This is a genomic window from Emticicia fontis (assembly GCF_054779675.1).
In genome coordinates this window covers 96,777-109,448 of the sequence record NZ_BAAGXU010000064.1, presented here as the reverse complement: position 1 = coordinate 109,448, position 12,672 = coordinate 96,777, and the positions used below count along the sequence as shown (strand labels likewise).

Sequence of the window (12,672 nt, the reverse complement as noted above, 5' to 3'; positions counted from 1 at the left end):
TTTCTTTTATATAAAACCAATTTTTTATTACCAGATGAAAATTTACAATACAACACTTGGCCCTTATGTTCAGCACAACGAAAACTTTTATGCTTACACTGAGTACACTTTTGATTCACTAATCAATCAACCGGATCTTTATCAATTTTTAAATGAAACAATAGTTAACAAAACGCTTGAACAGCACTTCAACTTGGAGGAGGTATTACTTCCTCCCATAGTTTCTCAGGAAGTCTGGGCATCTGGTGTCACCTATCTGCGTAGTAAAAATGCCAGAATGGAAGAATCGAAAGATGCAGGTGGAGGAGATTTTTATGACAGAGTGTATGTGGCCGAACGCCCTGAAATATTCTTTAAGGCAACTGCCGCCCGTACGGTCGGCCATGGGCAGGGAGTAAAAATACGCAGAGATTCCAAATGGAATGTGCCAGAACCTGAACTCACGCTATTTGTTAATTCAACAGGAGAAATTGCCGGATATACCATTGGCAATGATATGAGTTCAAGAGATATTGAGGGCGAAAACCCATTGTATCTGCCACAGGCCAAATCGTATGACAAAAGCGCAGCCATTGGTCCTTGCATTTTGGTATTAAAGCATCCAATTTCTAAAGAAACGGAGATTAAACTTGATATTGAAAGAGACGGAGATACTATTTTCTCACAAACTACTCATTTAAATCAAATGAAAAGAGGGTTTGATGAGCTGGTCAGATACCTGACTTTTGATTGCACTTTTGCTAATGGCTGTTTTCTGATGACAGGCACAGGCATTGTTCCACCTGATAGTTTTACACTATTCAAGGACGATACTATCCATATTTCGATAGAGGGAATCGGTACTTTAACCAATACTGTAGAATAGTTTTTTTTATCAGATAAGCATTACAGGTTAATTAAAACAATAGTTTTGTTTCGCTAAGGTTGGTCTAACGTCTGTGTCTTACAGGCGTTAGATTTTGTACCAGATAGCATCATTTTTCAATAATTTATAATTATTATTCAACACTATTACATGAAACTAAAGATATTTCTTCTGGTTGTCTGGGGAATAGTATTATTCTCAAACTTCACCTATCAGGAAACCACCATTCCGCCAAAGTCTTTAAAAGAAGCCTTCAAGAAAGATTTTATGATTGGTACTGCCCTTAATTCATCGCAGATTGAAGAACGCAATCCTACAGTTAATGAATTAATTATCCAGCAGTTTAATGCTGCTACCCCCGAAAATGTCATGAAATCGGCCTTGGTACATCCTAAATGGGATACCTATGACTTTAGTATGGGCGACAAACTAATAGAATACGGCAAAAAGCACAATATTAAAATCAATGGGCATACACTCATCTGGCATAGCCAGTTGCCGGGCTTTATGCGTCGTATGCAAAGCGACGATTCGGTTAAAACTTTTTTTACAGACCATATCAGAACAGTCGCTTCCCATTATAAAGGAAAAGTATTTTCGTGGGATGTCGTAAACGAAGCCCTGAACGAAGATGGAACCTTACGTAACTCTATATTTCTTCAGAAATTGGGAGAAAACTACGTTACAGAGGCATTTCGCCTGGCACAAGAGGCCTCACCAGATACCGAGTTGTATTACAACGATTATAATAATGAACAACCTGCCAAACGAGCGGGATGTATCAGGCTGATTAAAAAGATTCAGGAGGCGGGTGTCCGGATTGATGGTGTGGGTATTCAGGGGCACTGGCATCTTGGGAAAATACCACTCAAAGACATCGAAGAGAGTATTATTCAATATGCGGCATTAGGTCTGAAAGTTATGATTACTGAATTGGATATTGAAATATTACCACGCAATTTTCAGGGGGCAGATGTAGGCCAACGAATGGCCAATAATGCAGAATCCAATCCCTATCCGAATGGACTACCCGATGAAGTACAAAAACAACTGGCTGATGATTACGAAACCCTTTTCAAATTATTTCTGAAACATAAAGACAAAATTATAAGGGTAACTTTCTGGGGAGTAAATGATGGCGATAGCTGGCTGAATAACTGGCCTATTCGCGGCCGAACCAACTATCCCCTACTCTTTGATAGAAATAATCAACCCAAGCCCGCTTATTTCAAAGTGATAGGGCTTAAAGAATAAGGATGAGCACAAGATTTATTCTTCGTTAAGTTATTGTAAATAAAGAACTTAAAATTTAAATTGTAATAGTATTTACTTAATTATTCAACCAAAATTTATTCAGTATGAAACATTTTTTTGTATTACTTCTGTTACTGGGCACTTTTACTGCCTTTGCACAAAATCCGATTGATGGCAACTGGAAAGGAACGCGCGAAACCGATAATGGTACTTTTGAAGTCAACTACACATTCAAAGTAGAAGGAAATGAATTAAAAGGTACCTGGAAAACGCAATTTGGAGAAGCCAAAATTGAAAATGGTAAAGTAGATGGCAAAAAAATCTCTTATAGCATTTCTTTTAATGACATGAAGATCAATAGCACAGGCGAACTCATTAATGAGAATGAAATTGTGGTTAAAAACGAAAGAGGTGAAATGAAACTAAAGAGAGTGAAAGAATAAAATAAGAGACCATCTTCTCAGTATTTCAATTGGGGAGATGGTCTCTTTGCAATAGGCCAGATAGCAACTTAAGAAGAAATTTTCACTGTTCCTCCGCTCTTAGCTGCCTGATAGATAGCTTCCACTACCCTGATGTCTCTCAATCCTTCCTCACCGGGTGCTATCAATTGTTTATTATTCATTAATGCCAGACAATCTTCATCCAACTGTTTAGCTTGCTGGTTTTTGATTGGGAAATCAATCACCCCACCCGAATGACTTCCTTTATTACCGCCATACGCCGAAAAAGGCTCCATTTTTAACCAGCCTTTCTCATAATTGACTTGCAGGTAATTCATATTAATACCAAAACTGGTATAGCAGGAAGCCACAGCGCCACTCGGAAACGTTAATTGAAACAACATCGTTTCCTCCACTTCTTTATATATTTCAGGGCGAATCACATGCGCCTGAGCCGTAACACTGATTGGTTCTTCACCAGTAGCTAATCTCGCTCCTTGCAAAGCATATACACCCATATCAGGCATACAGCCTCCGCCTAGTGCTTTTTTCTGTTTCCAGTGCGTTGTGCGGCCATCTACATACCCTGCACCACAGGCAATCATCATGGGCTTCCCGTAGACCTTCTCTCTGCCTATACGCATATATTCCTGTGTATTGGGATCGTGTTGACATCGGTAGCCGATAGCTAGTTTTACCTTATTTTCTTCACAAGCCTTAATCATGGCTTTGCAATCGTCCACACTGGTAGCCATTGGTTTTTCACAGAATACGTGCTTGCCAGCTTTCGCTGCTCTTACCACATATTCACGGTGCATGCTTGGTGGAAGTACGACGTATACGACATCAATATCAGGATTATTAGCTATCGAATCAAAATTCTGATAATTGTAGATGTTTTTATCAGGGATATTATATTTCTTTTTCCATTGTTCGGCTTTGGCTGGTGTCCCTGTAACGATACCTGCCAGATAGCATTTATCTGTCATTTGCAAAGCAGGTGCCAGTAGGTCGGTGCTGTAGTAACCCAAGCCAACCAGTGCAATGCCTAGTTTGTCTTTCTTTTTGGCTAATCCGGCTAATAACGTATGAGGAGAAAATAAGGTAGCAGCACTTCCGACTGCTAGAGATTTAATGGCATCACGTCGGGTAAACATAGTTTTTAAGCGTTAAGTGAATACTAAATTCTTAAAATAAGTTAGAGAAGCATAAAAAAGCTCAAGGCTCATCATTTTACTTTGGATAGTTTTACCAGAAAACTGTATAAACAACAGTAAATATAGCTATTACCAGTAGTGCACCGATTGCAAAAGGTGTTTCCACCTTAAACCATTCTTTTTTTACTTCAAAAGCATTTGTCTGATTTTTGCCTTTTCCTTCAATTAAACTGATGGTAATATGTACCAGTGAGCAAATCCAGAATACAACGCCCATACGGTTCATGAATGGGAATTCAGGATATAAGCTCTCTATAATGGCTGATAAAACAATACTTAATACAGCCGCCGATAATGCGCCATTGGCTGTGGCTTTCTTCCAGAAAAAACCAAGCAGGAAAATACTCAGAATACCCGGCGAAACATAGCCTGTGTATACCTGAATATATTCAAAGGCCTGCCCGAAATTAGCTAAAAGCGGACTCACAATCAGGGCAATAATAAAGGCAATGACAATCACTACCCGTCCTGTCCAGACAGTTTGTTTTTCAGTAAGGTTTTTATTGAAAAATTTCTTGTGAATATCCAACATATAAATGGTGGATATACTATTGGCTTTTCCGGCCAGTGAGGCTACAATGGCGGCAGTTAATGCTGCAAAAGCCAGACCTTTTAAGCCAACCGGTAATAGATTTAACAATACCGGATAGGCATTATCAGGTTTTACAATTCCATTCTGGGTAATTCCATTCACTATGGAAGTATCGGCATTTTCCTGAAAGATAACATAAGCCGCCAGACCCGGTAGCACCACAATAATTGGCATCAGCATTTTCATGAATGCCGCAAATAAAACCCCCTTTCGGGCAGTAGAAATATCCGCTCCTAAAGCACGTTGGGTAATATATTGGTTACAACCAAAGTAGTTCAGGTTATTTACCCATTGCCCACCTATAATAAACATCATAATACCCGGCACCTGACGATACGCATCGATAAATCCGCCCTTTCCATCATGCACCTGATACTGATTGGGTTTGAAAATCATGTGCAGATGACCCTCAGCTTTTTGTGAAATCAGATTCATCCCTTCCCAAACGCCTGCCCCTGTACCCACTTTATCCGATAGTAAACCAAGCGCCAGATAAGTAGTAGCCAGTCCTCCGAAAATCAGACAGACCACCTGAATAACATCCGTATACCCAATCACTTTCATTCCACCTAAGGTAATAATTACGGCAAAAATTGTCAGGAAGATAGCACAGCTCATAAAACTAAAGCCTGTCATTTTCTCTAAACTAAGCCCGCCCAGGTAGATAATTGAGGTAAGGTTCACGAAAATGTAAAGAAAAAGCCAGAAGACTGCCATGATTGTTGACAAACGCCCATCATAACGCTTAGCAAGAAATTGTGGCATCGTAAAAATCTTGTTATTGAGATACATAGGCAGGAAATAGACTGCTACTATCAATAAGGAAACGCCACCCAGCAATTCATAAACCGAAATAGCAATACCTAATTGAAATGCCTGTCCGCTCATCCCGATAAATTGTTCCGCCGAGATATTGGAAGCGATAATGGAGGCTCCAATGGCCCACCAGGTCAGTGAACCTTCGGCCAGAAAAAAATCTTTGCTGTCGGCCGATTGCTTGCCTTTGTTTTTGTATATCCAATATCCGTAAGAAGACACAATAATAAAATATACCAAAAATATGAGATAGTCGAGGTTTTCGAGTCCGAGAGTCATTTAAGTAAAACTATTAGGTTGAATATGATTGATGTAGTAAAATAGCATTTTAACTATTTACTTTTTTATAATCGGCCAAAAATTTCTCCAAACCTATATCAGTTAACGGATGTTTCAATAAAGCTGTGATAGCACTCAATGGCCCGGTCATAACGTCAGAGCCAAGTTCAGCACACTTAATGATATGCATAGGATGACGGACAGAGGCAGCTAAAATCTCGGTTTTATAGCCATAGTTATCAAAAATCAGACGAATCTGGCGGATCAACTCAAGTCCATCTACAGAAATATCATCTAATCTCCCAATAAAAGGCGAAACGTAAGAAGCTCCGGCCTTTGCTGCCAATAAGGCCTGCCCTGCCGAAAATATTAATGTACAATTGGTTCGAATGCCCTTTTCAAAGAAGTACTTAATCGCCTTTATCCCATCTTTTACCATCGGCACTTTTACAACGATATTCGGATGGATTTCTGCCAGTTCTTCTCCTTCTCTGATAATACCTGCAAAATCAGTAGCTATCACTTCGGCTGAGATAGGACCGTCTACAATTTCGCAGATGGCTCTATAGTGGTTCAGAATATTCTCATGTCCTGATATGCCTTCTTTGGCCATAAGAGACGGATTCGTAGTTACCCCATCCAGTACACCTAAATCATTCGCTTCCTGAATTTCAGCCAGATTGGCTGTATCAATAAAAAATTGCATTTGCTTAAAGTTTAAAAGTAAAATAAATTCTGATTAACATCCTTGCCCATAGTAGGCATTTTTACCGTGTTTACGCTCATAGTGTTTCATACGCAAAGTATCTTTTATCCGGGGCGTATTTGGATTGATTTGTAAAGTAAGTATGGCCATGCGCGCCACTTCTTCCAGCACAGCCGCATTATAAACCGACTTCTCTGCGTTTTTTCCCCAGGTAAAGGGGCCATGATTCTGTAGCAAAACCATCTCTACCTCATTATGTGATAAACCTTTTGCCTTAAACACATCGAATATCTGATTACCGGTTTCAAATTCATAATCTCCCTGAATCATTTCATCGGTCAGTACTGGCGCACAGGGAATGTCCTGATGGGTATGGTCGGCATGGGTAGTACCGAAAACAGGAATATCTAAACCTGCCTGAGCCCATGCTACCGCATAGGTACTATGTGTATGTGTAATACCGCCAATGTCCAACCAGTTTTTGTAAAGCTGGGCATGAGTTTTAGTATCTGACGAAGGCCGAAGTTTCCCATCTACAAGTCTGGCATCATAGTCTACAATCACTATATCTTCTGCTTTGAGTATTTCATAAGGCACGCCACTGGGTTTGATAGCAAACACAGCTTTGGCACGGTCTACCACACTTACATTACCAAAGGTGAACAACACCAGTCCCAGTTTTGGAAGCATCATATTAGCTTCGTAGCATTCTTCTTTTAATGATTGATAGTTGCTCATCGGTAGAATACTTCGTTAACTTTCAATTCGTTTTTTATACCTCTGATGGTGGTGTCTTTATCTATCACCACCAATTCTGTGTTGAGCATATCTGCCAGGTCTTCCATATATTCAGCGGTAAGGTTCTGGCTATATACTGTGTGATGCGCGCCGCCTGCCATAATCCATGCTTCGAGGCCTACTTTCATACTTGGCTGAGGCTTCCATAAAGCGCGGGCTGTGGGTAGTTTCGGAAACGACTCTGTCACTTCTACGGCTTCCACCTCATTGACAATCAGTCGGAAACGATTCCCTAAGTCAACCAATGATACATTTAAAGCAGGGCCGGAAGAAGCATTGAACACCAGCCGAACTGGGTCCTCTTTCCCCCCGATTCCCAATGGATGTACTTCACACTTTGCTTTACCGGCTGCAATAGACGGGCATATTTCAAGCATATGAGAACCTAATACCATCGTATTAGCTGGATTGAAGTGGTAGGTATAATCTTCCATAAAAGTATTGCCCCCCTTCATACCGCTGGCCATGAGTTTCATGATATGTACCATCGCAGCTGTTTTCCAATCACCCTCGCCACCATAACCGTATCCGGCAGCCATCATGCGTTGTGAGCCAATGCCCGGCAACTGGCGCATACCATGTAAATCTTCAAAAGTATTGGTGTACGCTGAATAGCTGCCCTCTTTTAAAAATGCCTTCAAACCTGATTCTATGCGTGCAGCTTCAATTAAGGCGCTACGTCTTTCTCCATTCTTGGCCAAAGATGGCATCAGCTCGTAAGTATCTTCGTATTCTTGCACAAGTTGGGCAATTTCAGCATCTGAAATCTGGTTGATTATTTCTACTAAATCGCCTACTGCATGTGTATTGACTGAAAAACCAAATTTCATTTCAGCAGCTACTTTATCACCATCTGTTACAGCTACCTGGCGCATATTGTCGCCAAAGCGCACGAGTTTCATGTGCTGCATCTGGTATTTGCCAACTGCCACGCGAGCCCAGATATTGATTTTTTCATGTACCGAATTATCCTGCCAATGCCCGACCACTACTTTTCGGTTCAGTCGCATTTTTGACATAATATGGCCAAATTCGCGGTCACCATGAGCTGATTGGTTAAGGTTCATGAAATCCATATCTATGGTATCAAAAGGAATATCCCGATTGAATTGCGTATGCAGGTGCAGAATTGGAATCTGCAAGGCATTCAGCCCACGAATCCACATTTTAGCAGGCGAAAAGGTATGCATCCAGGTGATGATGCCTACACAGTTGGGTTTGTTATTGGCTTCTTTGCAAATCGACAATATCTCATCCGGTGTTTTTACTACGGGTTTGAATATGACTTTTACAGGAATAGCTGATGCACTATCCAAAGACTGGGCTATTATTTGAGAATGTTCATCAACCTGACGGAGGGTTTCCTCTCCGTATAAATGCTGACTACCTGTTACAAACCAAACTTCAAAGGATTTTAGATTAAGCATTGTTTTCTGTGAATTTTCCTAGACGCTGATATTTTTTATATAATTTCTGATATACTTCTACACACTCAGGCCGAGGCTCAAAACGGGCATCAAACCCTGACCCCATCGCTTTTTGTGCCTCAAATAAACTGGCATGCCCTCCTGCCGCTACCGCAGCATTCATGGCAGCACCCAAGGCACAGGCCTGGTCTGAACTCGCTACTTTTATGGGCATATTCAGTACATCAGCAAGGGTTTGCATCACAAATGGTGATTTTTTTGCTACCCCACCGATTGCAATTACCTGCTTAATGGGGACACCCTCTTCTATGAATCTATCGACAATGGCCTTTGAACCATAAGCTGTTGCCTCAACTACCATTTTGAAAATTTTTACGGCATCGGTTCCTAAATTCATACCCATAAATGCCGCTTTCAGTAAATGATTAGCATCTGGTGTGCGCCGGCCATTAATCCAGTCAGTCGCGATCGGGTCATTGTCAGTAATGGGTAAAAGAGAAGCTTTCTCTGATAAGTGTGGAATGAGTTTCTGTGCCAGTTCATCTGCCGCTTTTTCACCTAATAATTCACGGACTGGTTCAGTAATAATTCTTTGAAACCAGGCATAATAATCGCCATAAGCTGATTGCCCGGCTTCCATGCCAAGCATACCCGGAATAATGGAGCCGTCTACCTGCCCACAAATACCTTTAATCAGCAGATGTCCGATTTCTTCATTAGGTGCAATGAGCATATCGCATGTTGAGGTACCCATTACACGCACAAAGTCATAGGGTTCAATCTCTGCTCCCACGGCTCCCATATGGCAATCAAAAGCCCCGACACCTATCACTACATTTGCAGGAAGGCCTAGTTTATCAGCCCATTCAGCAGAAATCTGGCCCATGGGTTCATCAGATGTATAAGTATTTCTAAAAAGTCTTTCGCGTAAACCAGCTAACAATGGGTCAAGCTTATAGAGGAACTCTTCCCATGGAAGCCCTTCGAATTCTTCGTGCCACATAGCTTTATGGCCTGCCGCACAACGAGAACGCTTCAAGGTCAGCGGATTGGTATTACCCGTCAGCACAGCCGAAATCCAGTCGCAATGTTCTACCCACGAAAATGCTTTTTCCCGAATACTTGCATCTATCCTCAACGTATGAAGTATCTTAGCCCAGAACCATTCAGATGAATAGATTCCACCAACATATTTGGTATAATCGGTATCCCATCGATGTGCCAGATGGTTAATTTCTTCTGCTTCTGCATTGGCTGTATGGTCTTTCCAGAGAATGAACATGCCATTGGGGTTATCGGAGAATTCCGGTAACATGGCCAGAGGCGTGCCGTTTTCATCAACTGCTACGGGTGTAGAGCCTGTTGTATCTATAGAAATACCTACAATATTTTGTTTGGTTTCCTCTGGAACACGGGCCAATGCACCTCTAACAGCGTTTTCAATTCCTTCGAGGTAGTCTAATGGATGTTGTCTGAACTGAGCAATTGAGGGGTTACAATACTGACCAGTTGCCCATCGCTTATAATATTCTACGGCATTACTCACACATTGCCCATTGGAAGTATTGACTAATAAGACTCTAACGGAATCAGTTCCGAAATCAATTCCTAATGTAAATTTCTGACTCATCGCTTATGTGTTATATTGACACATTTTAATTGATAGTATAACAAATCTTCCTTCTTTTATTAATCTAACTTTATATACTCATACTTAAAATCAAAAAAGTGTTAAAATGACACATTTTAGTTTATAGTACATTTAGGGATCCTTATCTAATTGTTTGTCCTCTAAATTCTTAAATCATCGCATCTGACATGAAATTGTGAAATGCATTAAACTGGCTCTGGTATTTCTCTTTGTCTAATTTGTAAAGAATAGCCTTTTTAGTAGTGGAATTCTGATTCTTTTCTCCGGTATCAATCAAAAGTTTTGTCGACAGAATCTTCCGGCTAAAATTACGTCTGTCAAGTGGTGTGTCATAAATAGCCTCGTATAATTTCTGAAGCTGCGGAATGGTAAATTTTTCTGGTAATAATTCAAAACCTATCGGGTGCAAAGCCGCTTTATAACGCAATTGTTCTAAAGCCATATTTACCATCTCGTTATGATCAAAAATCAGACCTGGTCTATTTTTCAAATCTATCCAATAGGCATTTTGCGCTTTTGCCTGATCCTGATTATGGTCATGGATGTTTATCAGGGCAAAAAAACAAATCGAGATTGTCCGTTCTACCGGGTCTCTTCCGACTTTCCCAAAGGTTTTAATCTCTTCAAAATAAATATCCTTTAAACCCGTTAAATCATACAAAATACGATTAGCCGCCACTTCAAGGTCTTCTTCCGCTTCCAGGAAACCACCCATCAAAGACCACTTGCCTTTCTCCGGTTCGAAATTCCTTTTAATTAAAAGCAACTTTAAATCTTCGCCATCGAAACCAAAGACTAAACAATCAAGGGCAACCAGTATTCTGGTTGAATGCGGGTATTTATTCATTATTTAATGTGCTGCCTAAAGTTTGCACAAATTTTAATATTACAATGCTCAAAATCAATAAAATTCGTGAAAATCAACGATTTTCACGAATCAAATCAAATGTTAACCTAACATATTTCAGTATTCAATCCTTAATCGAATTGTGTAAATATAACACAATTTATTCTTATTCAAAAAATTGTACTAAAGTATTTAAAAATTTACTTTTTCACATTCAGAACAATGACCGAGTAAGCAGGTATTGTCAGCTTTAATACGCCTTTTTCGAGCTTTGCTCCGCTAAAATCTTTTACTGCTACCTTATTGGGTTGCTCGAATGTATTATGGTCATTGATTTTGGGCGAACTGAGAATTTGCCCTGAAATTTTTGAAAAATCTTCACCTCTCAGATTAATCGTAACCTCATGTGCCTTACTATAGTCTATATTTGTCAATGAGATGTTCAATGCGCCTGAAGCATCTTTTGAAGCTGATGCCGAAACGGCAGTCAATTTTTTGTCCTGATAATCATACGATGGCGACTCAATGCTAATTGGCACAAGCATAGCATCCTGATGCACATTATACATTTTCATGACATGATACGTAGGCGTTAATAACATCTTCTCTTCATTGGTCAGGATTACTGATTGCAATACATTCACAATCTGCGCCAGGTTTGCTCCACGCACACGGTCTGCATGATTATTAAAGATATTCAATGTTAACCCGGCAATCATGGCATCACGCATGGTATTTTGCTGATACAGGAAACCTGGGTTTGTACCCGGCTCTACACTATACCATCCACCCCATTCGTCTACAATCAAAGCTACTTTTTTCTGAGGATCATATTTATCCATAATGGTGCTATGCCCTTTAATGAACTCATCCATCTGCCATGCCTCCTGCATAATCTTGAAATAGTGACCTTCATTAAAATCAACAGAGGGTCCTTTATCTGTCCAGCTGATTACTGAATAATGGTGCAATGCCACACCTGCGAGCATTTTATGCGGAATATTTTTCATCAATGTTTCTGTCCAGGCATAATCTCCGTCACTTGCACCGGAAGCTATACGGAAAATTTGCGAAGTATTATCCCAGTCAGTCATGAATGTAGCATATTGGCGATAGATATTAGCATAGTATTCGGCTGTCATATTACCGCCACAACCCCATGCCTCATTGCCTACGCCCCATAGTTTGACATTCCAGGGTTTTTCACGGCCATTCTGCTTGCGGAGTTCAGACATTGGGCTTCCACCCGGATGACTTACGTAAGTAACCCAATCACTCAGGTCTTTGACAGAACCGCTACCTACATTTCCGGCCAGGTAAGGTTCTGCTCCAATCCGCTCACAAAGGTCTAGGAAATCGTGTGTGCCAAAGCTATTGTCTTCAGTTACACCGCCCCACCAGACATTCACCATTTTAGGGCGATTGGCTTTAGGGCCAATTCCATCTTTCCATTGATAAGTATCGGCAAAGCATCCACCCGGCCAACGAAGGTTAGGGATTTTCAGGTCTTTCAATGCCTTGATTACATCATTGCGAACACCTGCCGTGTTTGGAATTTTGGTATTTCCTTCTCCTACATAGATGCCACCGTAGATACATCTTCCGAGGTGTTCGGCAAAGTGTCCGTAGATATGCTTATTGATTTGCGTCTTGGCTAAATCGGTATTCAGAGTAATTCTGGTCTGGGCAGAAGTCGTAAAAACTACATACCCTATAATGAACGAAAAAAAGGCTTTTTTCACTTTACTGATAGTTATGGTTGTAAATTCTTCAGGTC

General features: G+C 40.6%; 11 protein-coding genes. 3 read left to right on the top strand and 8 right to left on the bottom strand.

What is annotated here, in order from left to right; genetic code table 11:
- Positions 1–34 precede the first annotated feature (34 nt).
- From ACYVFA_RS24330 to ACYVFA_RS24320, 3 genes are all read left to right on the top strand, one after another.
- On the top strand, positions 35–865 hold the full coding sequence (locus ACYVFA_RS24330) for a fumarylacetoacetate hydrolase family protein (protein ID WP_460474459.1): 831 nt from the start codon (positions 35–37) through the stop codon (positions 863–865).
- A 150-nt stretch (positions 866–1,015) separates the two neighbouring features.
- Positions 1,016–2,119 (top strand): endo-1,4-beta-xylanase, encoded by a 1,104-nt coding sequence (locus ACYVFA_RS24325; RefSeq protein WP_460474458.1) that lies wholly within the window; start codon positions 1,016–1,018, stop codon positions 2,117–2,119.
- A gap of 104 nt (positions 2,120–2,223) precedes the next feature.
- The gene (locus ACYVFA_RS24320; RefSeq protein ID WP_460474457.1) at positions 2,224–2,562 is read left to right on the top strand and encodes a hypothetical protein; all 339 of its coding nucleotides are present in this window, start codon (positions 2,224–2,226) and stop codon (positions 2,560–2,562) included.
- Positions 2,563–2,630: 68 nt separating this feature from the next.
- Here the strand turns inward: ACYVFA_RS24320 and ACYVFA_RS24315 are convergent, their stop codons facing one another.
- The 8 genes from ACYVFA_RS24315 to ACYVFA_RS24280 all read right to left on the bottom strand — a co-directional run bounded on the left by ACYVFA_RS24315 (position 2,631) and on the right by ACYVFA_RS24280 (position 12,637).
- Positions 2,631–3,719: a Gfo/Idh/MocA family protein gene (locus tag ACYVFA_RS24315; protein WP_460474456.1), complete on the bottom strand. Its 1,089-nt coding sequence runs from the start codon at positions 3,717–3,719 to the stop codon at positions 2,631–2,633.
- 91 nt (positions 3,720–3,810) lie between these two features.
- Complete coding sequence (locus tag ACYVFA_RS24310; RefSeq protein ID WP_460474455.1) at positions 3,811–5,466, bottom strand: sodium/sugar symporter; 1,656 nt, start codon at positions 5,464–5,466, stop codon at positions 3,811–3,813.
- 49 nt (positions 5,467–5,515) lie between these two features.
- The gene (gene fsa, locus ACYVFA_RS24305) at positions 5,516–6,172 is read right to left on the bottom strand and encodes a transaldolase family protein (protein WP_460474454.1); all 657 of its coding nucleotides are present in this window, start codon (positions 6,170–6,172) and stop codon (positions 5,516–5,518) included.
- 33 nt (positions 6,173–6,205) lie between these two features.
- Positions 6,206–6,910, bottom strand: coding sequence for an L-ribulose-5-phosphate 4-epimerase (locus ACYVFA_RS24300; RefSeq protein WP_460474453.1), 705 nt, complete (start codon positions 6,908–6,910; stop codon positions 6,206–6,208).
- The gene (gene araA, locus ACYVFA_RS24295; RefSeq protein WP_460474452.1) at positions 6,907–8,397 is read right to left on the bottom strand and encodes an L-arabinose isomerase; all 1,491 of its coding nucleotides are present in this window, start codon (positions 8,395–8,397) and stop codon (positions 6,907–6,909) included. Before araA ends, ACYVFA_RS24300 begins: the two co-directional genes overlap by 4 nt.
- Positions 8,390–10,027 carry a ribulokinase gene (locus tag ACYVFA_RS24290; RefSeq protein ID WP_460474451.1) on the bottom strand — a complete coding sequence of 546 codons (1,638 nt, stop codon included), beginning with the start codon at positions 10,025–10,027 and terminating at the stop codon, positions 8,390–8,392. Before ACYVFA_RS24290 ends, araA begins: the two co-directional genes overlap by 8 nt.
- 169 nt (positions 10,028–10,196) lie before the next feature.
- Positions 10,197–10,895: an NUDIX hydrolase gene (locus ACYVFA_RS24285; protein WP_460474450.1), complete on the bottom strand. Its 699-nt coding sequence runs from the start codon at positions 10,893–10,895 to the stop codon at positions 10,197–10,199.
- Positions 10,896–11,095: 200 nt separating this feature from the next.
- A complete protein-coding gene (locus ACYVFA_RS24280) occupies positions 11,096–12,637 on the bottom strand; it encodes an alpha-N-arabinofuranosidase (protein WP_460474449.1) in 1,542 nt (513 codons plus the stop codon).
- Between the last annotated feature and the right edge of the window lie 35 nt (positions 12,638–12,672).

Coding starts and splice junctions, on each gene's coding strand:
- ACYVFA_RS24330 (WP_460474459.1), top strand. CDS start 35: ATGAAAATTTACAATACAACACTTGGCCCTTATGTTCAGCACAACGAA.
- ACYVFA_RS24325 (WP_460474458.1), top strand. CDS start 1,016: ATGAAACTAAAGATATTTCTTCTGGTTGTCTGGGGAATAGTATTATTC.
- ACYVFA_RS24320 (WP_460474457.1), top strand. CDS start 2,224: ATGAAACATTTTTTTGTATTACTTCTGTTACTGGGCACTTTTACTGCC.
- ACYVFA_RS24315 (WP_460474456.1), bottom strand. CDS start 3,719: ATGTTTACCCGACGTGATGCCATTAAATCTCTAGCAGTCGGAAGTGCT.
- ACYVFA_RS24310 (WP_460474455.1), bottom strand. CDS start 5,466: ATGACTCTCGGACTCGAAAACCTCGACTATCTCATATTTTTGGTATAT.
- fsa (WP_460474454.1), bottom strand. CDS start 6,172: ATGCAATTTTTTATTGATACAGCCAATCTGGCTGAAATTCAGGAAGCG.
- ACYVFA_RS24300 (WP_460474453.1), bottom strand. CDS start 6,910: ATGAGCAACTATCAATCATTAAAAGAAGAATGCTACGAAGCTAATATG.
- araA (WP_460474452.1), bottom strand. CDS start 8,397: ATGCTTAATCTAAAATCCTTTGAAGTTTGGTTTGTAACAGGTAGTCAG.
- ACYVFA_RS24290 (WP_460474451.1), bottom strand. CDS start 10,027: ATGAGTCAGAAATTTACATTAGGAATTGATTTCGGAACTGATTCCGTT.
- ACYVFA_RS24285 (WP_460474450.1), bottom strand. CDS start 10,895: ATGAATAAATACCCGCATTCAACCAGAATACTGGTTGCCCTTGATTGT.